This window comes from Kaistella antarctica (genome assembly GCF_900109615.1).
Lineage (GTDB): Bacteria > Bacteroidota > Bacteroidia > Flavobacteriales > Weeksellaceae > Kaistella > Kaistella antarctica.
The window spans coordinates 53,464-79,420 of record NZ_FOIX01000001.1; the positions used below are offsets into that span (position 1 = coordinate 53,464).

Genomic DNA, 25,957 nt, shown 5'->3' on the forward strand with positions numbered 1-25,957 from the left:
TCTATGCAAGACTTAAATCATCTCACTTTTTAACTTTTATACTAAAGTTTAAAGGTCATTTTGTTTAACTATTCCTTGAGAAGCGTTAATCTCATCTTGTGGGATTAACCAAGTCCATCTTTTATCTCCGGCTGGTACAGTATCTAAGTTATTATTCACAACTGAAGAAACGTTAGTTCCGGTTCTGTCTAAAGGTAAATTCTGTCTCTTTAAGTCTAAAAATCTAAAACCTTCACCCCAAAGCTCTAATCTTCTGCTTGTAAGAACTTCATCAATATAGGCTTGACCTGTTTTAACAGATGAAACGTAAGCTGGATTTCTATTCTTTTCAAACTCAGTAAACACAATTTTAGATTGTGCTTCTTTGTTATCTTTAGCCAAAGCTTCGGCTTCAATCAAATACAATTCAGCAGCTCTCATCATTGGGATGTCACCTAAACTTACGCTACTATTGATAGCTCCCTGAGAATCTGTAGACAAATACTTTTGAGAAGTATAAGGAAACTTACTGTAGTTAGCCGGCAAGTTAAGCGACAGGTGTTTTCCTGTTGGATCAATTACTTGCGTTCTTACGTCCGTTGCAGGAAACTTATCAAACAACAATTTGTTAACCACTTTCGGAGCTTGACGTATTTGTGAGGAGTTATAGTTTCTAGACATATAAGCCATATAATTCGCAAAATAATCCGTTGTTGCATCGATCGGGTTGTAACCCCACATCCACTCACCATTTGAATAGGTGTTAAATCCAGCTTTATAAGTGGCATTGCTCATTAAAGGGAAACCAGCTCTTGCTTCTTTAGCGTAAAGTGCAGCTTCAGGAAATTTCCCTTGAGTTAAGGCAACCCTAGCCATCAAACCTTTAACAACATTCGTATTAAAATGCGACTTATTGCTTCTGGTTTTACCACTTAAAAGGGTAAAAGCCTTCATCAAATCATCGTTGATCACTGCATAATTTTCTTCTACTGTATTACGTGGAATCGGATCAAAAGCGGTATCTAATCTTAATGGCATTCCCATCTGACTATTGGCTGCTCCAGGAACATATCTTTTAGCATAAATCTGATTCAGCATAAAATAGCTAAGGGCACGGAAGGCATACGCTTCCCCCATCAATCGATCTTTATCAGCTTGATCACCTGCTGCTGTGGGCGCATTAATTAGGATACCATTCGCCATTCTGATCTGCTCATAATAAAAATCATAAGGATAGAACAAGTTACGCGAACTAGCGTTATCGTTATCTTGCCATCTGATGGTACTTACAAACCAGTTTGGGCCAGTTGCAGGAAAGATCAAATCCTCACCCATAACATCCATATAGATCATGATACCAATTGTACCACCTTGTCCCTGACTGGAGTTATGTCTACGGTACATATTACGATGCATTCCGTTGATTACGGTGGACAAGTTTGCTACTGTGCCGTTAATAGTGGTTTCACTAACCGAATCGGTAGGATCCTCATTCAAATAATCTCTTTCGCATGACGCGGTCATACTCAATACTACTGAGGCTGCAGCAAAAAGAATTGTTTTTTTATTGATAAATTTCATTTCTGTAATTTTAAAAAGTTGTACTTAAACCAAAGGTAATAATTCTAGATGGACTATATCTGTTCTGGGTTGTACCAGCAAAGTTTGCATAAGGCTCCAAACCTTTTCTCTTGCTGCTCATCCAAAGGTTTTCACCACTGACAAATAGTTTTAAGCTATTTACCCCGACAGTTTTTACCACATCTTTATTAAAGTTATATCCGATACTTGCGTTTCTAAGCATCACATAACTTGCGTCTACCAACCATCTAGATGAAGCTGCAGCTGGACCTGTAACGTAAGAAGAGTTAAGAACTGGCACGTCTGTAATTTGTCCAGGAGTCGTCCATCTGTTTAAAATATCAGTATGAAGAGCACCACCTTGGGCGTAAGCATCCATTAGATTTGCATAATTACTGTCATAAATTTTCCCTCCAAATTGATAGTTAAATGCTGCAGAAAGTTCCCAGTTTTTAACATTTAAAGTGGTTGAAACGTTACCGAAGAAATCAGGAATTGCTGAACCATGGTATTCGTACAATGCTTTATTTTGATTCGTTGTTACAGATTGACCATTCACTGTTCTTTCGTCAAGCTTATCAGCTGGCGTTGCACCTGCTTTTTCTGCATCTAGCAAGAAAAGCGCTTGCCCGTCTGTAGCATCAACTCCTGCCCAAGATCTTAACCAGAATGCGTAAATATCTTTTCCTTCTGATAATTTTTTAGTTCCATTAATATAAGGTTCTTCTAACTTAGTGACCTCATTTTTATAACTAGTTCCATAACCTGTAACATTCCACTTTACATTTTCATTTCTGATAACATCTGCAGAAATCGTAATCTCGTATCCTTTATTAACCATCGAACCAATGTTGGTTTCGATTTCATTATTATTAATACCTCCTGTTAGAGTTTTTTTACTGCCAAGAAGCAGATCTTTGGTTTCGGAAATATAATATTCGAATGTACCTTTAATTCTTCTGTCAAATAACTCAAATTCTAAAGCCAAATCAGATTGTGCTTTTGTCTCCCAACTGACAATAGGATCTGCAATTTTAGTTAAAAGTGTACCAGGTTCAGTTCCGTTATTATATCCTAATTCATAAAGAGACCTATAAGAATAGAAAGTATCTAAACCATCATTCCCTACTTCACCATAAGAACCTCTCAATTTCAGGAAGTTGATATATTTTGAATTAGCAAGAAAATTTTCTTTAGAGATTACCCAACCTGCACCTGCAGACCAGAAAGATTGCCATCTTGTATCAGACGAAAATCGAGAAGAGGCATCCCAGCGGATTGATCCTTCTAACAAATATTTCTCCTGGAAATCATAATTCAAACGACCAAAATATCCTTCTTTACTTCTTCTTCTAAAATATGAACTTATACTAGAGTTATCAACAAAGTTTTCGAATTCATATTGATCATCTAAAATCTGATTTCTTTTGGAGCCATATACATAGTCATACTTGTATTCTGAGTTTTCATGACCAGCAAGCAAAGTGAAGTTATGATCACCAAATGATTTATCGTAAGTTAAGATTTGATTCCAAGTAAAATCACGTCTGAAGTAAGTAGTTCTTGAGGCAGATCCAATTCCCAAGGCATCACCAATAAGCTTATTGCCATAAGTCTTATTTAATGAGCCACTAAAGTTATACGCTACGTTTGTTCTGAAAGTTAATTCAGGAAGCAACTTCATTTCTAAAAATGAATTACTTTGCATACTGTAAGTGTTCGTAGTGTTTTTGTTTAAAAGAGTTTCCCAAACAACGTTACGGCCTGAAGCTGCACTTGATCCTCTCATTCCACCTGAATCATAAAGAACGCTACCGTCTTCACCATACAATCTCTCACCAGTAACTGGGTCATGCTGATATACACTGTAAATCGGTCCCATTGTTCTGGTCCAACGGTAAGGATTGATAAAACTTGCGTTGCTATCTACTCCATCAACTGCGTTTTCACCGCTTGAAATTGTACCGCTTAAACTTGTTCCTACCTTCAACCAAGATTTAACTTGTGAGTCCGCATTTAAACGAAGACCAATTCTTTCGAAATCAGACTTAATTACGTATCCTTCTTCTTTCATATAACTCAAAGAGCTATAGAAGGTACTCTTATCAGATCCGCCCGAGAAACTTAGATTATGTTCGTTTCTTAGACCAACACCTATCACAGCATCTGCCCAGTCAAAATCGTTATATTTCAATTGTGCGTTAGGATTTAAAACTCCATTTACTACCAATTGATCATCTGGCACATTATAAACATTGGTTTTTAAGTTATCCTTAATTAAAACGCCGCTAGCCCAAGCATTAGAAGCTGCTAAAGTTTCACTACCTTTTTTAGAAGTAACTCTTCCATTTCTCATCGCCTCCCAAGCTAAAGGATAATAGTCAGCGGGTCCAACACGATCATATTCTTCAATAAATCTGCTGATAATCCCAGTACTGCTATTTAAAGTGACTCTTGTAGAGTTCTTTTTTCCTTTTTTAGTTGTGACTAAAATAACACCATTCGCTGCCGAAGATCCGTACAATGAGGTAGAAGCCGCATCTTTCAGAACGTTTAAGCTTTCGATGTCATTTGGATTAATTGAATTTAGGTTTCCTGGAAAAGGAACTCCGTCTACAACGATGAGTGGTTCGTTACTTGCAAGAATTGAACCTGTTCCTCTAATTCTGATGGTAGGTCCGTCTCCTGGTTGTCCTGATCCCGAAGCAATTTGAATACCCGCTCCAGCACCATCTAATGCAGAAAGCACGTTGGAGATTGGACGTTCTTCGATTTGCTTTGCACTAACCTGAACGTTTGCTCCAGTTAATGTAGATTTCTTCTGAACACCATACGCAACAACTACAACCTCTTCAATGTTCTGAACTTTGGTTGTATCTTTTTGCGCTAGTACCGCCTGCCCTGTAAAAAACAATACACCTGCGGTTAAAATTCTTAATTTCACTTTCATATTAACACATTTTAATATTTAATTCGCAAATATGTTAATAAAAGTTAACATACACAATGTGAATTTGTGTGCTAGCTATTAGAGCTCATCTTTTATTGATATATTACCAAAAGCTAATAGTAGTATACATAGAAATAAGAGTATAAAACCTTAAACCATGCAAATTATCAAATGAATATCCCACCATCCTAATTAAAAACATAATTTTAAAAACGTTATTTAGAATGATTACAAAAGAGTAAAACAAAAATAACCTGCTAAATAGCAGGTTATTTATAATATTTGAAGATTTACTTTAGTTTTTTCTTCACCGAAATCACTTCATAGACTTCTAAAATGTCGCCAGCTTCAATATCATTGTAGCCTTTAATATTCAAACCACATTCGTAGCCTTTGGTAACTTCTTTCGCATCGTCTTTGAAACGTTTCAAACTTTCCAGCTCTCCATCGAATTTCACAATACCATCGCGCAACAGCCGAATTTTTGAGTTTCGCGTCACTTTTCCAGTAAGAACCATACATCCTGCAATAGTACCGATTTTTGAGATTTTAAATACCTCACGGATTTCTACGTTACCGATGACCTGTTCCTTAATTTCTGGCGAAAGCATTCCTTCCATCGCTTCTTTAACCTCATCGATAGCGGCATAGATGATAGAATAAGTTCTGATTTCTATTTCTTCTTTGTCGGCTAACTCTTTTGCATTAACACCGGCTCTAACATTAAACCCGATCATAATTGCATCTGAAGCTGCTGCTAACAATACATCTGACTCGGTAATCTGACCGACACCTTGGTGAATAATTTTCACACTGATTTCTTCGGTAGATAATTTTTGAAGTTGATCAGATAATGCTTCCACGGAACCATCCACGTCCCCTTTAAGGATAATGTTTAATTCTTTGAAATCACCCAGAGCAATTCTTCGTCCGATTTCATCTAGCGTCAAGTGTTTCTTCGTTCTTACAGACTGCTCGCGTTGCAATTGCTCTCTTTTGGTTGCAATTGTTTTCGCTTCTCTTTCATCTGCAAATACTCTGAAACGATCTCCAGCAGTTGGTGCGCCATCTAATCCTAAGACCGTAACTGGAATTGAAGGTCCAGCTTCGTTCATTGATTTTCCTCGTTCATCAAGTAAAGCTTTCACTTTACCGTGATTTTTACCGGCTAGAATATAATCTCCAACTTTTAAGGTTCCTGCTTGTACAAGAATGGTTGAAATGTAACCACGACCTTTATCTAAAGAGGCTTCGATTACAACACCACTTGCATTTTTATCTGGATTGGCTTTTAAATCTAATAATTCAGCTTGCAGCAATACTTTCTCCAATAAGGTGTCCATATTGTTACCAAACTTGGCAGATACTTCTTGCGACTGTACGCTACCGCCCCATTCTTCAACCAAAACATTCATTGCTGACAGTTGTTGACGAATATTATCTGGGTTAGAGTTCGGCTTATCTACTTTATTAATAGCAATAATCATTGGAACTCCGGCAGCTTGTGCGTGAGAAATTGCTTCTTTAGTTTGAGGCATCACATCATCATCAGCTGCGATTACGATAATTGCAATATCGGTAATCTGCGCCCCTCTGGCTCTCATCGCCGTAAATGCCTCGTGACCTGGCGTATCTAAGAATGTAATTCTTTGACCGTCTTCCAACTTCACATTATAAGCACCAATGTGCTGTGTAATTCCACCAGATTCACCGGCGATCACATTTGTTTTTCTAATATAATCCAGGAGGGAAGTTTTACCGTGATCCACGTGACCCATTACGGTAACGATCGGCGCTCTGAATTCTAAATCCTCGGCAGTATCGGTATCTTCTTCTAGGGCAGATTCTTCAACATCAGCATCAGAGAATTCAATAGAATATCCGAATTCATCGGCTACAAGTAACAAAGTGTCAGCTTCTAAACGCTGATTCATGGTTACCATTACTCCCAAGGAGAAACAAGCAGAAATTACTTCAGTAGGACTAACATTCATTAATGATGCTAATTCCCCAACGGTAATAAACTCGGTTACTTTAAGAGTTCTGTCAGCTGCATCAATTTCATCTTGACGCTCATCCTGTTCTCTTCTGTAAACTCTTTTCTCTTTTCTATATTTGGCACCTTTATTTTTACCGGCCTTGCTTGTCAGTTTTTCTAAAGTTTCCTTAATTTGATTTTTAACTTGCTCGTCCGTCAATTCAACTGGCATTACAGGACCTCTTCTTACAGGGCCTCTATTCGCACCACCGCCACCTTGATAACCAGGTCGGTTTCCACCACCACCTTGACCAGGCGGGCGATTGCCTTGACCAGGACCAGGAGGACGATTACCTTGACCCGGACCAGGAGGGCGATTGCCTTGAGCAGCTCCACCCGCAGGATTTGGCTTCTCAATACGCTTTCTTTTCTTCTTAGCTGCAGCTGAATTTGCAGAAGGTTTTGGTTTATTAAACTGTGATAAATCAACAGTTTGTTTTAGGATTTTCACCCCTTGTAACTGCTTGTATACCGTTTCAATTTTGTCAGACTCAGGAGCTTCTTCCGTTTTCGGAGCTTCAGCTTCTGGAGCAGGAGTTGAGACTGGTGCAGCTGCAACAGCTACTTCCTCTATTGTTGGTACAGGTGCTTTTTCAGCAACAGGTTCGGTAGTTTTGGACTGATCTTTTTTCGAAGATCTCGGCTTATTGCCTTCGATTTTCGATAAATCAATTTTGTCTAAAACTTTGAATTCCTGCTTTTCAGGAGCAGTTGCTTTTTCAACAACAGGAGTTGCTTCAACTACTGGTTTGGGCTCTTCAGCTGGCGGAGCTGGTTGCTCTGCTTTCACTTCAGATTTCTTTTGATCTAAGTCTATTTTACCCAAAATTCTCGTTTCGGGTCTTTGACTTGATCTGGCTCTTATTACCTCAGGTTGCGATGGCTCGATTTCCAGTTTTTCTTCCGGAACTTTAGCGATCACTACCTCATGAGAAGCCTTTCTTTGTTCCCCGTCTTTGCGGAACTCAGCTTCTAATGCAGAATATGCCGATTCGTCCAATTGAGCGTTCGGATTGCTTTCTACCTCGATTCCCTTGGCATGTAGAAATTCTACCAGCCTCGTCATCGAAATATTAAATTCCTTAACTGCTTTGTTTAATCTAATTTTTGGCATGTATACTTTATACTTTTATTTTAATTTTGGCAAAGTTAACCTATTTTAACTTTAAATATAGTTTCTAGAAAAACTTAATCTTCTAACTCCTCTTTCAGGATACGTTTTACCTCTGCGATGGTTTCTTCTTCCAGATCAGTTATGCTTAAGAGCGCCTCTGTTTCTTTATCTAAAATACTTTTCGCAGTATTCAAACCAACTTTACGGAACTCATCAATTATCCACTGTTCGATATCACCTTCTTCAGTTCCTACGAATTCTCTTAATTCAACATCATCATCTTCACTCGCTTCTCTATAAACATCGATATCATAACCGCTTAGCCAAGAAGCTAATCTGATGTTTTGACCTTGCTTACCAATCACTCTAGAAATTTCTTCTACCGGCGTGTAAACCAAGGCGTAGTTTGTTTCTTCGTTGATTTCGATTTTGTTAATGGTGATGTTTCCTAAAGCACGTTTTACCATAATTTCAGGATTTTTTGACCACTGTATAACGTCGATGTTTTCGTTTTTCAATTCTCTTACCACGCCGTGGATTCTAGAACCTTTCACTCCAACACAAGCTCCAACAGGATCAATTCTGTCATCATAAGCATCAACCGCGATCTTCGCTTTTTCACCTGGAATACGAACTACTTTTTTCAAAATAATCGTACCATCTTGGATTTCTGGAATCTCCATTTCCAGTAATTTCTCCAAAAATCTTGGTGAAGTTCTGGAAACAATAATCTGAGGTTTAGCTCCTTTAAAATCAACACTCTCTACAATCGCACGAATGCTTTCTCCTTTTTTGAAAAAGTCAGAAGGAATCTGATTTTCCTTGGGCATGATGAATTCATTGTCGTCATCATCCAACAAAATAACATGTTTGTGACGAATATGATGAACTTCTCCCATAACGATTTCTCCGATTTTATCTCGGAACTGATCGTAAAGAACGGCGTTATTATGTTCCTGAAGTTTAGTCGCTAAAATTTGTTTCAGCGTCAAAATGCTTCTTCTTCCTAATTGTTCAATCGGAATTTCTACGGAAAAATCATCCCCAATTTCGAAAGTTGGATCTATTTTTTTTGCTTCAGAAATTTCAATTTCTAAGTCATCGTCCTCAGACATTTCGTCTGCTACAATTTCTTTATTTAAAAATATCTGAAAATCTCCTTTATCAGGATTTACGATAACGTCAAAATGATCATCAGAATCAAACCTTTTTCTTAGTAAAGTTTTCAATGAGTCTTCGATAATCGCCATCAGATCTATCTTGCTGATGTTTTTGTCTTCTTTGAAATCGCCAAATGCTTCAATCAATGCTAAACCGTCCATTAATATATGTTTTGTTTAAGGTTCGAAATATAAAGTTTTTACACTTTAAATTTAATTCAATTTATCATAAAAGAGTGCCTAATACTAAATTATCACTCTTTTGTCTTAGAACTTTATTGCAACGAGTGCTTTTTTAATATCGGAATACGGGATTTCTCTTTCTTCAACAACATCTACTTTTCCCTTTCCTATGTCTTTCGGTTTACGGTATTTTAAAACTAAAGTAATTTTATCCTCTTCCACATTAATCAATTCACCTTCAATCTCTGAAGCATCGTTCATTAATAACTCGAGTGATCTTCCAACATTCTTTCGATACTGCCTTGGTGATTTAAGCGGCTCGCTTAATCCAGCGCTCATCACTTCCATCGAGAAATCATGTTCATCGCGATCCATATTGAATTCAATCGCACGACTCGCATCCAGACAATCTTGAAGAGAAACTCCATCGTCACCATCAAGAATTACCCGAATATGATCTGCAGCAGAAAATTTAATATCGATTAAAAAAAGATCTTCTCTTTCTGCTAAAAACTCGTTTAATAATTGCTGTATGTGCTCTTTAAATTCCATATCTTACTAAAATTCTCTTACGAAAAAAGGCATTCTTCCGAAGGCCTTTTCATTATAATTTCCGTAAATCCGTGGCAAATATACACAATATTAATAAAATGACAAAATAATTACATTTTATTGAAAGAGTAATAAACAGTCCTACAAATGATTAATTCCTATATTTGCCAGAATAAAAAAACTCTAATTGTGAATATTACAATCGTTGGAACAGGCTATGTCGGGTTGGTTACCGGAACTACTTTAGCAGAATTGGGCAACACGGTTTATTGTGTTGATATCGATGCAAAAAAAGTAGAACGCATGAAGAAAGGAATCGTCCCTATTTATGAACCAGGTCTAGAAGAAATTTTCCTTCGAAATATTCAAGCACAACGTTTATTTTTCACCACTGATCTTAAAGAAGCACTCGAAAAAAGTGAAGTTATTTATCTTGCGTTGCCGACTCCGCCTGGCGAAGACGGTTCAGCAGATCTTTCTTATGTTATTTCGGTAGCCAACCAAATTGGTGATTTGATTACGGATTATAAAGTCATCGTTAATAAATCTACTGTTCCAGTGGGAACAGCCGAGATCGTGCGAAAAACGATTGCGGCAAAAACAGATGTCCCGTTTGATGTTGTTTCTAATCCAGAATTTTTACGGGAAGGTTTCGCGATTGATGATTCGATGAATCCTGCGCGAGTCATAGTTGGCAGTGAGTCGGAGAAAGCTCAGGAAATCATGGCAAAAATTTATCAGCCCTTTACCAATATCGGAATTCCAATTATTTTCATGGATGAGAAATCGTCTGAATTAACCAAGTACGCAGCCAATTCTTTTCTTGCCGTAAAGATTACCTTTATGAATGAGATTGCGAATTACTGCGAAAAAGTCGGTGCTGATGTTGATAAAGTTCGTTTAGGAATGGGTTCTGACGACCGAATCGGCCACCGTTTTCTTTTTCCTGGAATCGGTTACGGCGGAAGTTGTTTCCCGAAAGATGTGAAAGCTTTAATTCGATCTGGAAAGCAGGAAGGATTTGATTTTCAGATTTTAGAAGCGACGGAAGAGGTGAATCAAGCTCAGAAAACAATTCTAATTTCAGAAATAGAACAATATTTTAAAGGAGATTTAAAAGGAAAGAAAATAGCACTTTGGGGTTTAGCCTTTAAAGCTAATACGGATGATATGAGGGAAGCGTCTTCTTTGGACAATATCAAAATTCTTTTGGAAAAAGGCGCAAGCATTACTGCTTTCGACACTATTGCAGAAGAAAATGCTCGTCAAATTCTGGGTGATCAAATCTCTTACGCGAAAGACATGTATTCCGCTCTAGAAGATGCAGACTGTCTATTGATTGCCACAGAATGGAGTGAATTTAAAAATCCTAATTTTGAATTGATGGCGGAAAAAATGAAAACCAAAGCAATCTTCGACGGACGAAATATGTTTGCCTTAGAGCAAGTTGAAGATAAAGGATTTTTCTACAAGTCTATCGGTAGAAAAACATTAAATTAATTTTGCAGACCTCGTAACTAAAACAGCCGCATTGAAAATAAATTTACTTTCAAAAATTATTTTTGCAGTATTATTGGCATTTACCGTCAATAGTTTTGTGTATTTTGGATTTGCCAATATCTATTCCTCTACGATTTTAAATTACGCTAATTTTCAAGAACAGTTTCAGGCCGGGATTTACCAGTATCGCATTTTAAGTGGCTACTTGTTAGTTGCCGTTTACGAGTTTCTATCCTTTTTGAATATTGATTATGAAATTTTCAAATTAAAATTTGTGAGCGAGGATTCGGAACCACAGATGTATTTATCGTTCTATATTTTAAATACGATTTTCATCCTTCTTTCTGCAATCATGCTAGTTCTTATCACTGAACTGAAAAGTTTTTCGGCCACCTATTCAGAAAAGATATTAATAATCGCAGTCGCTTTATTCAGCATAGGTCTGTCGACATTTGTCGTAGTTCCGTACGATGTTTCCAGTTACTTCTTCTTGTTGCTTTTCTTTTATCTACTACTATCTTATTTAAAGAAGCCATCTAGTTTAAAGTTGATTATTTTAAGTATCGTTATTCTCGTTTCCACTTTAAACAGGGAATCGTCAGCCTTATCACTTTCGTTGGCTGCAACCTTATTGTACACAAAATTCGGTCTCAAAAAAGAAACAATTATTCCGATTATTGTTTTGGGAATTGTATTTTTAGGAGTTTATTTCGGTTTGAGATTAACGTCTGAAACCTTCACTACCAATGATGGAAATTTATTAATTCAAAATTTCACCCAGCCTAAAAATATTTTAGGAATTTTATTTTGGCTGGTGTTTTTCGCTTTTACTATAATACTGGCGAAAGATAGAAAGCCGATGAAGCATATTCTATTATTTCATTTATTATCCTTTCCTTATATACTACTGTGTTTTTACACTGGAATCCTTTATGAAATTCGTTTGTATATGCCGCTCTTTATCACTTCTCTTTTGTTAACTAAAATTGAATTCTCAAAAATTCATTAATTTATGTTAATTTTGATCAAAATTTATTTACACAAATGAGCGAACCTCAACAACAGTGGACGGAAACCATTGAATCCAACCATTCTCTTTTCGACCTTAAATTAAAAGAAGTCTGGCGATACAAAGACTTGGTTTACATGTTTGTAAAACGGGATTTTGTTTCAGGATTTAAGCAAACTATTTTAGGTCCACTTTGGTTCTTCATTAATCCTATTTTTACGACAATTGTATTTGTGTTTGTTTTCGGAAACATTGCCAAATTATCGACTGACGGTATTCCACAAGTTTTATTTTATCTTTCCGGAATTACGCTTTGGAATTATTTCTCATCCTGCCTAACTGGAACCTCTAATATTTTCACAGCCAACGCTTCTATATTTGGTAAAGTTTATTTCCCACGGTTGGTCATGCCGATTACGATTGTTATTTCAAATCTCATGAAATTTGCCGTTCAGTTTACCCTTTTCTTAGCAGTCTGGATTTTTTATTTTTCGAAAGGTGAAATTGAGCCAAACATATGGATTCTGGCCACTCCGTTTTTAATTGTACTAATGGCTATTTTTGCCTTAGGAGTCGGGATGATTTTTTCAGCCTTGACAACGAAATACCGTGATCTACAAATGCTTCTCACTTTCGGGGTGAGTTTAATGATGTATGCGACACCCGTTATTTATCCGGTTTCTTCAATCACTGGTGTTTGGAAAAAACTGGCTTATTACAATCCACTTACCGGAATTTTTGAATGCTTCAAATATGGCTGGATGGGCCAGGGAGAATTTTCAGCAGAGATGCTGCTTATCAGCACTGGAATTATTATTGCACTGTTGATCATTGGAACAGTAACCTTTAACAAAGTGGAAAAAAGTTTTATGGATACGGTTTAATGGTGGTTGATAGTAGATAGTTGATAGTTGATAGTTGATAGTTGATAGTTGAAAATAAAATAGCGCTACACAAATAGTTTTAAAAAATTTATTAAAGAAAATAAGATGCTGGCATTAAAGGCAGAAAACATATCAAAACAATATCGACTTGGTCAAGTTGGAACAGGCACGCTTTCGCATGATCTGAATCGATTTTGGCATCAAGTTCGTGGAAAAGAAGATCCTTATTTAAAAATTGGAGAAGCCAACGACCGCTCCTCAAAAGCAGAAAGTGAATACGTTTGGTCGCTGCAAGATATTAATTTCGAGATTGAGCAAGGCGATGCAGTTGGCATTATCGGCAGAAATGGCGCTGGAAAATCAACACTTTTAAAATTATTAAGTAAGGTAACAAAACCAACTACCGGTAAAATTTACACCAACGGACGAATTGCTTCCTTATTAGAAGTCGGAACTGGTTTTCATCCTGAAATGACAGGCCGCGAAAACATTTATTTGAATGGAGCTATCTTGGGAATGAGCAGAAAAGAGATCAAACGTAAATTTGATGAAATTGTAGATTTCTCTGGAGTAGAAAGATACATTGATACTCCGGTAAAAAGATATTCATCTGGAATGTATGTTCGTTTGGCATTTGCTGTTGCGGCACATTTAGAATCCGAAATATTGATTGTGGATGAAGTTCTGGCCGTTGGTGACGCTGAGTTTCAGAAAAAATGTTTGGGTAAGATGGGTGATGTGAGTAAGGGAGAAGGGAGGACGGTTTTGTTTGTGAGTCATAATTTAACAGCGGTGAAAGAACTTTGTACAACAGGCATTCTACTTGATCAGGGAAGATTAGTCTATTCTGGCGGTGTTGAAGAATCCGTCATCGAATATCAGCGGAATAGTTTGACCAAATCCAGTTATGTTCATGAAGGCGAATTAGAAACGGCAATGGGAAATGACAATATCAGAATTACGGAGTTTTCAGCGAGCCCGTGCATAGGAAGAATAATCGATATTGATTCTGGTGTACATGTAAAACTGAAATTTTTTAATAATTTACCAAATATCACATTAGATGTTACTTTTGAACTGCGAACTTATGAGGAGGTTGTAGTTTTTCATACTGGCGCATTGGTCAGTAAAAACAATGATTCTCAGAAGAAATATTATGAGGTGAATTTTGAAATACCCGCTCAGTTTCTGAATGCTGGTAATTATTATTTTAAAATTATCTTCGGTCAAAATCAGCGCGTCAATTTATTTTCTTGTGATAATATAATCTCCTTTGAAGTTGAAAACATTAAAATAGGTTCAAATACGAATACTTTGCCTGGAGTGGTTAGACCTAAATTTGATTATAAAATTTGGTGAAATCATTTGAAGGAATTCATTTCTAAATTTTAGGTAATATTTGTATTCCAATCTTTTATATGTTTTTGGATGAAATTGCATAGATGTAAAATGTGTAATCTTAAGGAAGAATATTTTATTGAAAGTTGTTAATACACTTTCAAGAAAACACCAGAAGATTTGAATTGAAATAAATTTACTTTAGAAAGTCTAGGTGAAAATGTAACGTATATTATTAATAAATTCTAGCATGGTAAAACCATTAGTAAGTATAGTTGTTGTCTCTTATAATCAAGCGAAATATATTACGCAAGTTTTAGACTCTTTAAAAAATCAAACGTATTTGAACTGGGAACTCGTTGTGGCGGACGACGCTTCTCAGGATGATTCGATTAACCAATTTAATCATTGGCTACAAAATTATAATATAAGCGCAAAAAAAAATTATCATACAACTAATACGGGTTTAGCAAGCGTTTTAAATGAATGCATTGCACTTTGCGAAGGGGAATATATAAAATTAATAGCCGCTGATGATTTTCTGCATCCTGAAAGTATTGAAAAATGCGTCAACTGTCTTGAAGAGAAAGGATTTGATTATGGCCTTGTTTTCACTGACACCTTTTGTATTGATGAGATCTCAAATCTTCAACCAGACATCGCAGACTATAATAAATGGGGGAATTTACCTGCCGATGAATTTAAAAAAGAATTATTACAAGGAAACAAGATTGCAGCTCTAACCGTTTTGATGCGAACGCAAGTCTTAAAAGAAACTGGCGAATATAATGCTGAATATTTAGTGGAAGATTATTATCGGTGGCTCAAAATCAATGAGAATCACTCATTTGCCTACGTTCCCGAAAAACTGTCCTACTATAGATTACACGCTAATAACATATCTAAAACAAAAGCAGAAAGAATATTCTTAGAAACATTAATGCTTCAAATGATGTTCGATAAAACAGGAATTGTAAAAAATAGAATTAATAGTTTTGTTCAGAAACAATATCTCCTCAAGCAGAAGATCCCTAACGATTTATTAGAATTATACCGTTCTTATCCTTATAATATAAAGAGATTAGTGTTTGCTATTCGATATGGCATTCCACCTATGATCTATCGGGCAACATCAAAATACATATAAGCACTTTTTTTAATCGCATGAACTCACCATTAATCTCTGTCATCGTTCCCTGTTACAATCAATCTGAATTTTTGAATGAATGTTTACAGTCCATTATGAATCAAAGTTATTCAAACTGGGAGTGCATGATGGTCAATGATGGAAGCACAGATGTCACCGAAGATCTTTGTAAAGTTTGGGAGCAAAAAGACAAAAGGTTCAAGTATTTTTATAAAAAAAATGGAGGACTCTCTTCTGCAAGAAATTATGGTTTAGAAAAAAGCAATGGAGATTGGATTCAATTTTTAGACTGCGACGATTTTATTCATCCAGAAAAATTTCAAAAATCAGTTCTTTTAATAGACGATCATTGTAAATTAGTGGTCAGCAATTTTAAAATGTTTTATGAAAATTCATTAAGTCCACCTTTTAGTGATATCATGCAATATCCGATTAACGTAGAGAATCTTATTTTGCGATGGGATGTGGATTTCAATATTCCTATTCATTGTCCAATTTTCAAAAAGACCAGTATTGTAAACATTCATTTTAATGAACAATTAAAGGCCAAGGAAGATTGGGTTTTCTGGATTGATCTTTTCAAACAGGAGAACATTTCATATCAACTTATCAACGACTATTTGGCCTATTATAGACACAACCCAAATAGTTTAAGCAAAAATTTCAAACTTGTTTACGAAAATATTCGATTTGCAAATAGATACATTTATAAAAACAACGACGTCAGTATAAAAAATTTACTATTTGAAAAATTAAACAACACAATTTTTTTACTTAATAACAACAATCTAGATCAAAAAAATTATATTCGACAGTTGCAAAACACAAAAGTTCTGAAATACTATTTTTTTCTTAAACGACTTTTAAAATAATGTCATATATAACAACTATATCGGTAGCTATTTGCACTTATAATGGAGAAAAATATCTAACGGAGCAACTTGAAAGTATTTTGGCTCAGGAAACTCCTGTGGACGAAATTATAATTTGTGATGATGGTTCTACTGATGGAACACCTCTTTTGTTAAAAGAATACCAAGCTCAATTCCCTAAACTTTTCCGTCTTTTTTTCAATGACGAAAACTTGGGTTATGTTCGGAATTTCGAGAAAGCAATTTCACTCTGTGCAAAAGACTTAATTTTCCTTTGTGATCAGGATGATATTTGGCATAAAAACAAAGTGGCTAGAGTAAAGCAAGTGTTTTCTGATAATATCAAAACAAAAGTTCTTTGCCATAATTTCAGCCTTTTATTAGATATGGAGTCTGAAAAAAATTATTGGAAACAACATTCATTTGAGCCTAAACAAAGTAATGAGCAAATTCTAAAAATAGTTTTATTCAAAGGCAATATTTTCCCAGGGATGGCAATGGTCCTCTCTAAGAAAGCGAAAATGGACTATTTACCTTTAAAAAAATTAAACAATCTATTGATTCATGACTTCGAGCTAGTGATTAAATCTCTAAAAGAAAATACCCTATTTATCCTCGATGAGAAATTAGGTCTGTACAGAATACATGATGATCAAAATATAGGTTTTAAATTAAAAAAAGAGAAGGAGCGTATTTCCGCTGAAGATCTTTATGCTAAAATTAAATCCATCGATTATATTAAAATTATTGTATCAAATTTTGATTTAAAAAAAGGATTGATAGATGAATACAAAATTATAGTGACAAAATACTACAATGATTATTTGGATCAATTCACTGTTTGGAAGCGGCTCTATATTAAATTAAAACTAAATTATTACTACAAATTAACAAATTTCAAATAAAATATACTATTCCAATAAAAAAATGAATTTCATTCATATCATAACCACTCGCTTTAACGTTCCAACTTCGGTCTGGACAGAAACGCGTGGCGGCTCAAAACCGTTGAGTGAAGAGTGGCTAAAAGATCGTTTCGAAATTTTTCAGAAGTATTGTTTGCCTTCTTTTGAAAATCAATCCAACAAAAACTTTATCTGGCTTGTTTTTTTTGACGTAAATACCCCCCGAAAGTACAAACTCGAAATCGAAAAGACCCAGAAAGAATTTTCTTTATTTCAACCGTTTTTTGTACATGATTTTGAGGAAATGCATCGAAAAGCGCTTGAAATAATTCCATCATTTTTTGAAGAAAATACACAGTTCCTAATTTCAACAGATCTCGATAATGACGATTTCTTGCATCGGGAATTTATAGAAACTGTTCAGCAGAAATTTGAGCCTAAACATGATTTTGTTATTGACCTAAAAAGAGGTTTACAATTGACAAAAACTGCAGAAAACAAAGCTTTCATCAATTTATTTTACATGGTTTCGAATCCCTTTGTAAGTTTGGTGGAAGATAAAAACAGTTTTAGAACTGTGTTGAAAGAAGAACATTTAAAATACCGAAATTATAAAAATTACACCGCTTTTGATTCTGAGCCAAGATTTATTCAGTATATTCATACCAACAATCTAGTGAATAGTAGTGAGAAAAATGCCGAAAGGATTATTGACCTGAAATTTTGTAACTATGGAATTGCGAAAGAAGATGAGTTCCAAATATCGAAATCTGAAGCCATTTTTTTTAATATGAAACGAAAATGGAGACTTTTGAGAAAGCTTTTACCTAAAAAATAAATGGAGGCAAAAATACACTTTATCATAGTCACTTATAATGCCATGAAATGGGCGGAGAGATGTTTTTCGAGTTTGGGAAAATCATCTATTCCTGTGCAGGTTATTGTGGTGGATAATAGTTCAACAGATGGAACTCAAGATTACCTTAAAACTCAGTTTCCAGAAGTTGAATTGATTCAATCACCAGAAAATATGGGTTTTGGCAAAGCCAATAATCTAGGTATTGAAATCGCCTATAAAAAAGGGGCAGATTTTTTTTATCTCATGAATCAGGACGCCTGGATTTATGACGATTCTGTAGAACAATTACTAAACGTTTATAATGATTACGGTCAGAAACAAGAAATAGGAATTCTCAGCCCAATGCATTTAGACGGAAGCGAAAAAAATCTCGATCTATTTCTGGACAAGTACATTTCCCAAAATTTTGAAACCAGAATGATTTCAGACCTGTACCTGAATTCAGTAAAAAATTACTATGAAATCAGTTTTATTAATGCTGCTCACTGGTTTATTCCAAGAGATACGATTGAAAAAGTGGGTGGCTTTAATCCTTACTTTTTTCACTATGGCGAAGACAATGAATATGTTAACCGACTGACTTTTCATGGAAAAAAAATCCTGCTTTGTCCCAACAGTAAGGCTGTTCATGACGGAAAACAAGAGTTAGGAAAAGTAGATTATCAGAGATATCAAAACAATTCTTTGGAAATCAAAATTCTAGACCCAACCTATAAGAATGGTTTAAAGAAAGAACTGCAATCGTTACAGTTAAGCAGAGCCAAGAATTTTTTAAAAGGAAATATCAATTTGGTAAAAGAGCTGACCAGCAAGTATAAAAAAATAAAGTCTGAATCTTTGGATTTAGAAAAACTCAAAACACAAGTCAGCCAAGTAGGTTCTACTTTTTTAAATTTATAAATTATGTGCGGAATAGCCGGAATAATTGCGCCTAACGCTAAAAATTATCCTGAAGAAATTCAGAAAATGACCAATGCAATCGCACATCGTGGTCCCGACACGGCTCATCACGAATTTTTGAAAAATGCAGCTTTAGGACATCGGCGGTTATCAATTATCGATTTATCCGAAACTGGCAAACAGCCTATGTTTTCAAATACCAAAAATGAATGTATCGTTCTGAACGGCGAAATTTATGGATATCTTGATTTAAAGAAAAAATATGCTGATTACCCCTATCGCGGCACTTCTGACACGGAAGTTATTTTGGCAATGTATCAATCCGTTGGTAAGGAGTTATTAGCTCAGCTTCCTGGCATGTTTGCTTTTGCAATTTGGAATGAAGAAAAGCAGGAGCTTTTTTGCGCCAAAGATCGGTTCGGAGAAAAACCCTTTTATTACGCCATAGGAAAAAATGGCGAATTTATATTCGCCTCAGAAATTAAAGCACTTTTAGCCTCTGGATTAATTGTTCCAAAAGTGAATCAAGAAGCACTCTTTCATTTCTTGCAATATGGCTATGTCAATACTTACCAGAGTATCTACTCCAACATTTACACCCTTCCGCCAGCTCACTACTTAACCTATTCCAAAGGTAAGGTTGAAGTGAAAAGATATTATAGCATTCCAAAAAAAAACGTGCAAATTAATCTTCACGATGCTAAAGAAGAGTTCAGCCATCTTCTAAAAAATGCAGTGAAAAAACAGCTCGTCGCCGATGTAGAAGTCGGAAGTTTTTTAAGTGGTGGTTTGGATTCCTCCACGATTGTAGCCATGGTTAACGAATTTAAACCCAAGCAAACAACGCTCAGTTTTGGATATTCGGGCGAAAATAGTGAACTCAAATTTGCCGAAGAAATAGCCCAGAAATACGAAACGAATCATATTGAAATTCATGAAAATCGTGGAGATATCGCCGCGGATTTATTAAGGATTTCACCCTATTTTGATGACCCTTTTGCGGATATGAGTTATACGCCGCAGTTCAAAATTTGCCAGGCAGCAGCAAGACATCTGAAAGTGGTTTTAGGCGGCGACGTTGGGGATGAACTTTTCGGGGGTTATAACTTTTACACGGTAGAACAAAAACTGCGAAACCATTTCAGTTACGGAAATATTTTACTCAAGTTTGGCTTACAGCAATTTGGCAAATTCAAGGAAACCTCTTATCTCACACGGCAAAATATTGCGCACAAAAATATTCTGGATTTTCATCAAAATACGGTGCGGAATTATTTCACTCCAAAGGAAATAAAAAGTTTAGGGATTCGCTCAAAATATCATCAGGAATATAGTTTTATTGCAGATCCTGATTCTCTGAATGACATAATGCGAACCGATCTGGAGAAATATGTTCCCGGAAATATGCTCGTAAAATCTGACCGAATGGCGATGGCAAATTCTTTGGAAGTTCGGACGCCATTTTTAGATAAAGATTTTGCAGAATTTTGTATTCAATTGCCAGAAAATTTAAAACTGGATTCTACGCAGGATAAAATTATTTTACGGGAAACTATGAAAAATTACTGGACTGAAAATATTCAAAATCGAGGAAAACAGGGATTTGGATCTTCTGTGGAAACTTGGTTTGAAGAGGAAAGTATGATTTCACTATCAGATAATTTATTGAAAAACAAGGATTCAGCCATTTATAGACTGGTCAATTTCTCCGCCGCACAAAAATTTTTAAATAAAGATAAAAAACACTGGAATCTACTGCAGTTAGCTTTATGGGCAGAAAATTATAAACAATATATTTAAAGAATTATTTTGAAAATTTCCGTCATCATTCCAGTTTATAATGCAGAAGCTTTTTTAAAGAAGGCGGTCGATTCTGCACTTCAATTCGAGGAAGTACAGGAAATTATTTTAATAGAAGATCGATCAAAAGATGACTCTCTAAATCTTTGCAAAAAACTTGCTTCGGGAAATCCAAAAATCAAATTATTTCAGCATCCTGATTTCGGAAATCACGGAGCTGGAGCAAGCCGTAATGTAGGTTTAGAAAATGCCACCCAAGAATTTATCGCTTTTTTAGATGCAGATGATTATTATTTACCCAACCGTTTCGAAGCAGAAAAAATTCTCTTTAAAAATGAAAAAATCGAAGGTGTTTTCGGTGCGATTGGAACAGAATTTCTAACGAAAAAGGGCAAAGAAGAATTTGAGAAAAAATTTAAAAACACCAACTTAACAACCGTAAAAAAAAATGCGGAAGGAAAGGAGGTTTTCTATGGTTTATTGGGGTTGGATCAAAATTTTGGAACTTTTTTTTCATTGATCGCATTGACGATACGTGCCGAAAGTCTGCGAAAAAATCATTTAAAATTTAATGAAAACTTGCGAATTCATCAGGACAGTGATTTTATCATCAAACTTTCTTTTCTGTGTTATTTAAAAAGTGGCTCAATTACGGAGGCGGTTTCAATACGCGGAGTTCATAATGACAACCGCATTACGAAGATTGAAATCTATTCCGAAAAATATAATCGACGGCAATTTTTGCTTTGGGATTCCATCCACAATTGGTCAAAAGATAAAAATGTGGAGAGAAAATACTTGAACCATATTCAGTTACGCAAAAAATCATTTGAATTATCAACCAAAAAAGGAATTTCAAAATATGTCGATTTAGCAATTTCCATACTGTTTAATCCGAAAATTTTAAAAACGAGATATCGCTTTACTTTTTTGAAAAGATAATTTTATGAGACTCAATAATCTGCAAATTTTACGGGGCATTTCTGCATTATTGGTTTGCTTTTATCACTTTCGGGAAAGCATCAACTTTAATCATTTAAAATTGGGAGAAATCTTGTTTAGTAAAGGAAGTATTGGTGTTCCGATCTTTTTCGTTATTAGCGGTTTCATCATGACTTTTACGACAAAAAATTTATTATTTTCTAAAGAACGCAGTATAAAAAAATCGGTTACCTCTTTTTATAAAAAGCGCATCATCAGAATTGTGCCTTTGTATTATTTGCTAACCTTAGGCTGGATGATTATTGGCGGTACTTTTTTCACTTATTTTTCCGGAGATCTGTTGGATAGATTTATACATTCGATACTTTTTCTACCTCAAAAAGATACATTTCCGGTGCTTTATTTAGGTTGGTCTCTAAATTATGAAATGTTTTTTTATTTAATTTTTGGGATCTCTTTATTATTTAAGGAAAACCGTTATTTCTTTATTATCGGGTTTTTTATTCTGAGTTATCTTATCGGATTATTCTTCAAATGTGAGAATGCATTCTACAAAATGGCGACTGATTTCCTTAATTTTTATTTTATTTCTGGAATTATTTTAGCGCTGGTTTTACAGAAACTTAAGCTGTCGAGAAAAGCAGCTTTGTCCATTTGCACCGGTGGAATTTTACTTTTTTCTTTTTATTTCTTCCGTCAAAATATTGAAATCGGGGAGCTTGTTTCCTTAATTATCATCACTTTTTTTGTACTTTCTTTCTTAATTTTAGATTTTAATTTTCAGCTAAAAGGAAACAGATTTTTTGTTTTTCTTGGAGACATTTCCTACTCTTTGTATCTTTCTCATCCGTTTGTGGAAATGTTTTTCCGTCATTTTAAGATTGAAGGCTATCTTAATATTCTTTATATATTTTTAAAGTTAATTTTAGTCATAGGAGTTGCAGCGTTTTTTCACTACGTTGTCGAGAAAAGGTTCACTAATTATCTAAAAATAAAATTTCAGATTTAAATGAAAATTTCCGTCATCACCCCGGTTTATAACGCCGAAAAATATATTACCAAAGCCGTAGAATCTGCTTTACAGTTCGACGAAGTTTTCGAAATTATTTTGGTGGAAGATCAATCTCCCGACAAAGCCTTGGATGTTTGCAAAAAATTGGCAGAAAAATATGACCGTGTAAAACTTTTTCAACATCCTGACAAAGGAAATCACGGAGCTGGAGCGAGTAGAAATCTGGCCTTAGAAAAAGCGACTGGAGATTTTATCGCTTTTTTAGATGCAGATGATTATTATTTACCAAACCGTTTCGAAGCAGAAAAAGAATTGTTTAAAAATCCAGATGTTGAGGGAGTTTATGGAGCAATCGGCGTTAATTATTATTCCGACAAAGCGAAAAAACAGTATTATCAAATTTTCGGAGACCGATTGACAACCGTTTATAAAAAACATTTACCGAAGGACGTATTTCGGGGACAATTAGGAATGTTAGGAAGTTTTGGTTTGTTCAGTATTGATGCATTAACGATCCGAAAATTACCATTAGATCAAAAACTTTCACCCATGATGAAAACGCATTTAAGGCTTCATCAAGACACAGAATTTTTATTTCGGCTTTCTTATTATTTAAATCTTTATCCAGGAATTTTGAACAAAGCAATCGCTAATCGTGGTGTACATGAAAACAATAGAATTACACAAGTTGACGCGGGAAAAGTAAAACCCTCCATTTCGAAAGTGATGCTTTGGAAAGAAATGAGAGATTGGTCAGAAAACGAGGAATCAGTTCCAGATGACATCAAAATTCATATCAATAGAATGTACCGAAGTTATGAAATTGCCAAGGCACCTTTCCTAAAAAAATGGGGAATGATCGCGAAATATTTGACGACCGATTTTAAAAGTATACGTTCTGGATTATACAATATTAATTTTCGGAAAGACTTATTCTGAAACTATTTTTTCTCCTAATTCTCTGGAAAATTCTGTCATTGACTGATTGCTTAAATGAACCTCATCAATGCATTTATAGTCGTTCGGAGTGCGATTAAAATTGGTGTAATTCACTTTATATTGAGCCGATAATTCCTCCATTTTAGAGTCGAAAAATGGAACTGCGCTTTCTTCTATTTGATAAGGAACTCTATTTATCGGCATTCTTAGCAAGATTACTTTACCATATTTTTGCAAAAACGTGATGGTTTCACCCAAATATTTCAATCTCTTTTCGGACCATTTTAAATCCTCGATTCTTTTTTGAAATTCCGCCATTTTCCGTTTATTTTCTTCAGCGCGTTTTTCCGGAGAATAATCCTTGATCATTTTTACCTCCATCTTTCCATTATCTAAAACTTCAACTTCTGCCATCGGATTGTTCGGAGGAAGTATTTTTAAATTTAAAGCTCGCGTGAGAGAATAATCATAACTCTCCATCAAATATTCCAGATTAGGATTTATGTTTACAAAACTGGTTTTAGCAACCGATTTATCATTTTCAAAATAATATTGCGGAGAATCTGGTTTTGAACGAGTAACCATTAAAGCAGTAGGTTCAACGATCACCACGAAAATTCCGTCTTTGGTTTTTGGATCAAGTTTCTTTTGAATCGATTCTAAATATTTTGGACCATAAGGCGAATGTCCCCAAGTAAATGCGTAATTATAAAATTTAACGTTAGGATGTTTTAATTGAATGATTTGGTCTAAGATTGCAGGATTGATCCCAGAACCGCGCGAACTACCCAAAATTAAAGAATGTTGCTGCTTTGAAATAAATCTTTTGTAGAAATCATCCGTTTGCTTTCCGGTGAGAAAAATTGCGTAGCCAATTACCAATAACGGAAGTACCGAAAACAGGGATAATTTTAAAATTGATTTTCTAAAACTGTGCATAAATATATCCTTTTGGTGCAATATAAAAGAGAAAAATCAGAAAAACCAACGCATAATAAAATCCCCATCTTACCAATCGCGGTTTGCGTTTTAAAAAAAATTCCAGCGCAAATTCCTGATGTCTTGTAATCCACTCTAAAGCAATCATCAAAAAAATAAGAACTGCGACTTCTTTTTGAAAAGGAAAATTTGGGATTTCAAAAAGACTTAAAGAAAATATTCTTTGGTAAAATTCTCCTGCCATTGTAAGATCTTTTACCGCAAATAAAATCATGATCAAAGAAAAACTTAAAAATGTGATTGCGATATTTTTAGCTTCCAAAAACGTTGGTACTAATCCGACGGCGGTTTTTACTTTTTTTCCTAATTTTCCTCTAAGAATTAAGGGAACATACATTAAACCATTTACCAGTCCGAAAACTACGTAATGCCATTCTGCGCCGTGCCAAAATCCAATGAGGAGAAAATTGATGATGATGGCCAAAATCAAACCCCATTTCCCAAAGTCTCTAAATTGAATGGACAAAGGCGTAAACACAAAATCAGTTAGCCAGGAAGTTAATGAAATATGCCATTTCCGCCAAAAATCTGCAACGTTCTGCGCAAATAAGGGAAATTTAAAGTTGAGTTGAACATTAATTCCCAGCATTTTCGAAAATCCTATCGCCATATCAGAATAGCCGGAAAAATCTGCATAAAGCTGCACGAAATAAAGCATTGAACCAATTAGCAAAGCACTGCCATTTAAGGTGGAATAGGTTTCAAACATTGGATTTGTAATTGTTGCAATACTGTCTGCGACAACCAATTTTTTAAATAAACCCCATAATATTTGTCGAAGACCATCGCTGAAACTTTCAGAGGAAAAATCGCGCTTCATTTTAATCTGTTTCACGAATGGTAAAGCGCGGTCAATTGGCCCAGAAATCATGGTTGGAAAAAAAGAAACAAAGACAGAATACTCGAGCAAAGTTGGGATTTCTTTGATCTTTTTATTTCGTACATCCAACAAATATCCGATCATTCGAAAGGAATAAAAACTGATTCCGATAGGCAAAATAATCGCCAAAATATTCTTCTGGGTTTCAAAACCGAACTGCTGAAGAAAATCGTGTACGTTCTCAATAAAAAAATTGAAATATTTGAAGTAAAGCAACTGCAGCAAAACCACCAAAATACCCAGTCTGCTCCACCATTTTCGGGAAGAATCATTTGCTGCGATCAATTTTTTACTGATGAAGAAGGTAGCTGCAATGGTGACTAAAAGTAAAACTAAAAACTGCGGACTCCACGAAAAGTAAAAAATAATGCCTCCTAAAAGTAACACCGCATTTTGTAAGGTTGCGTTTTTAGC

Annotated in this window: 20 protein-coding genes; 13 read left to right on the plus strand and 7 right to left on the minus strand. The window is 35.2% G+C overall.

What is annotated here, in order from left to right:
• Positions 1 to 48 precede the first annotated feature (48 nt).
• The 5 genes from BMX49_RS00230 to rimP all read right to left on the minus strand — a co-directional run bounded on the left by BMX49_RS00230 (position 49) and on the right by rimP (position 9,557).
• Positions 49 to 1,560, minus strand: coding sequence for a RagB/SusD family nutrient uptake outer membrane protein (locus BMX49_RS00230; protein ID WP_034717599.1), 1,512 nt, complete (start codon positions 1,558 to 1,560; stop codon positions 49 to 51).
• 10 nt (positions 1,561 to 1,570) lie between these two features.
• Positions 1,571 to 4,510, minus strand: a complete 2,940-nt coding sequence (locus BMX49_RS00235) for a SusC/RagA family TonB-linked outer membrane protein (RefSeq protein ID WP_034717601.1) — start codon at positions 4,508 to 4,510, stop codon at positions 1,571 to 1,573.
• A 290-nt stretch (positions 4,511 to 4,800) separates the two neighbouring features.
• Positions 4,801 to 7,662: a translation initiation factor IF-2 gene (gene infB, locus BMX49_RS00240; RefSeq protein WP_034717604.1), complete on the minus strand. Its 2,862-nt coding sequence runs from the start codon at positions 7,660 to 7,662 to the stop codon at positions 4,801 to 4,803.
• A 74-nt stretch (positions 7,663 to 7,736) separates the two neighbouring features.
• Positions 7,737 to 8,984: a transcription termination factor NusA gene (gene nusA / locus BMX49_RS00245; RefSeq protein WP_034717606.1), complete on the minus strand. Its 1,248-nt coding sequence runs from the start codon at positions 8,982 to 8,984 to the stop codon at positions 7,737 to 7,739.
• A 105-nt stretch (positions 8,985 to 9,089) separates the two neighbouring features.
• Complete coding sequence (gene rimP, locus BMX49_RS00250; RefSeq protein WP_034717607.1) at positions 9,090 to 9,557, minus strand: ribosome assembly cofactor RimP; 468 nt, start codon at positions 9,555 to 9,557, stop codon at positions 9,090 to 9,092.
• 189 nt (positions 9,558 to 9,746) lie between these two features.
• Between rimP and BMX49_RS00255 the strand changes: the two genes are divergently transcribed.
• The 13 genes from BMX49_RS00255 to BMX49_RS00315 all read left to right on the plus strand — a co-directional run bounded on the left by BMX49_RS00255 (position 9,747) and on the right by BMX49_RS00315 (position 23,664).
• Positions 9,747 to 11,057, plus strand: coding sequence for a UDP-glucose dehydrogenase family protein (locus BMX49_RS00255; protein WP_034720980.1), 1,311 nt, complete (start codon positions 9,747 to 9,749; stop codon positions 11,055 to 11,057).
• A gap of 31 nt (positions 11,058 to 11,088) precedes the next feature.
• Positions 11,089 to 12,066 (plus strand): hypothetical protein, encoded by a 978-nt coding sequence (locus tag BMX49_RS00260; protein WP_034717609.1) that lies wholly within the window; start codon positions 11,089 to 11,091, stop codon positions 12,064 to 12,066.
• 35 nt (positions 12,067 to 12,101) lie between these two features.
• On the plus strand, positions 12,102 to 12,950 hold the full coding sequence (locus BMX49_RS00265) for an ABC transporter permease (protein ID WP_034717611.1): 849 nt from the start codon (positions 12,102 to 12,104) through the stop codon (positions 12,948 to 12,950).
• Positions 12,951 to 13,055: 105 nt separating this feature from the next.
• On the plus strand, positions 13,056 to 14,309 hold the full coding sequence (locus tag BMX49_RS00270; RefSeq protein ID WP_034717612.1) for an ABC transporter ATP-binding protein: 1,254 nt from the start codon (positions 13,056 to 13,058) through the stop codon (positions 14,307 to 14,309).
• A 229-nt stretch (positions 14,310 to 14,538) separates the two neighbouring features.
• Positions 14,539 to 15,435 (plus strand): glycosyltransferase family 2 protein, encoded by an 897-nt coding sequence (locus BMX49_RS00275; RefSeq protein WP_034717613.1) that lies wholly within the window; start codon positions 14,539 to 14,541, stop codon positions 15,433 to 15,435.
• Between the two features lie 17 nt (positions 15,436 to 15,452).
• The gene (locus BMX49_RS00280) at positions 15,453 to 16,307 is read left to right on the plus strand and encodes a glycosyltransferase family 2 protein (protein ID WP_074726695.1); all 855 of its coding nucleotides are present in this window, start codon (positions 15,453 to 15,455) and stop codon (positions 16,305 to 16,307) included.
• The gene (locus tag BMX49_RS00285) at positions 16,307 to 17,212 is read left to right on the plus strand and encodes a glycosyltransferase (RefSeq protein WP_051803615.1); all 906 of its coding nucleotides are present in this window, start codon (positions 16,307 to 16,309) and stop codon (positions 17,210 to 17,212) included. The genes BMX49_RS00280 and BMX49_RS00285 overlap by 1 nt, the downstream gene beginning before the upstream one ends.
• Positions 17,213 to 17,234: 22 nt before the next feature.
• A complete protein-coding gene (locus BMX49_RS00290; protein ID WP_034717614.1) occupies positions 17,235 to 18,050 on the plus strand; it encodes a glycosyltransferase in 816 nt (271 codons plus the stop codon).
• Entirely contained in the window at positions 18,051 to 18,971 is a 921-nt protein-coding gene (locus tag BMX49_RS00295) for a glycosyltransferase family 2 protein (RefSeq protein ID WP_034717616.1), read from the plus strand.
• Between the two features lie 3 nt (positions 18,972 to 18,974).
• Positions 18,975 to 20,771: an asparagine synthase (glutamine-hydrolyzing) gene (gene asnB / locus BMX49_RS00300; RefSeq protein ID WP_034717618.1), complete on the plus strand. Its 1,797-nt coding sequence runs from the start codon at positions 18,975 to 18,977 to the stop codon at positions 20,769 to 20,771.
• A 9-nt stretch (positions 20,772 to 20,780) separates the two neighbouring features.
• Positions 20,781 to 21,713: a glycosyltransferase family 2 protein gene (locus BMX49_RS00305; RefSeq protein ID WP_246005094.1), complete on the plus strand. Its 933-nt coding sequence runs from the start codon at positions 20,781 to 20,783 to the stop codon at positions 21,711 to 21,713.
• Positions 21,714 to 21,717: 4 nt separating this feature from the next.
• Positions 21,718 to 22,722: an acyltransferase family protein gene (locus BMX49_RS00310; protein ID WP_034717621.1), complete on the plus strand. Its 1,005-nt coding sequence runs from the start codon at positions 21,718 to 21,720 to the stop codon at positions 22,720 to 22,722.
• Positions 22,723 to 23,664: a glycosyltransferase family 2 protein gene (locus BMX49_RS00315; RefSeq protein ID WP_034717622.1), complete on the plus strand. Its 942-nt coding sequence runs from the start codon at positions 22,723 to 22,725 to the stop codon at positions 23,662 to 23,664. It abuts the gene before it with no gap.
• Here the strand turns inward: BMX49_RS00315 and BMX49_RS00320 are convergent.
• Positions 23,656 to 24,603 carry a hypothetical protein gene (locus BMX49_RS00320; protein ID WP_034717624.1) on the minus strand — a complete coding sequence of 316 codons (948 nt, stop codon included), beginning with the start codon at positions 24,601 to 24,603 and terminating at the stop codon, positions 23,656 to 23,658. The genes BMX49_RS00315 and BMX49_RS00320 overlap by 9 nt on opposite strands.
• Positions 24,590 to 25,930 (minus strand): MBOAT family O-acyltransferase, encoded by a 1,341-nt coding sequence (locus BMX49_RS00325; RefSeq protein WP_170166241.1) that lies wholly within the window; start codon positions 25,928 to 25,930, stop codon positions 24,590 to 24,592. Before BMX49_RS00325 ends, BMX49_RS00320 begins: the two co-directional genes overlap by 14 nt.
• Positions 25,931 to 25,957: the final 27 nt, after the last annotated feature.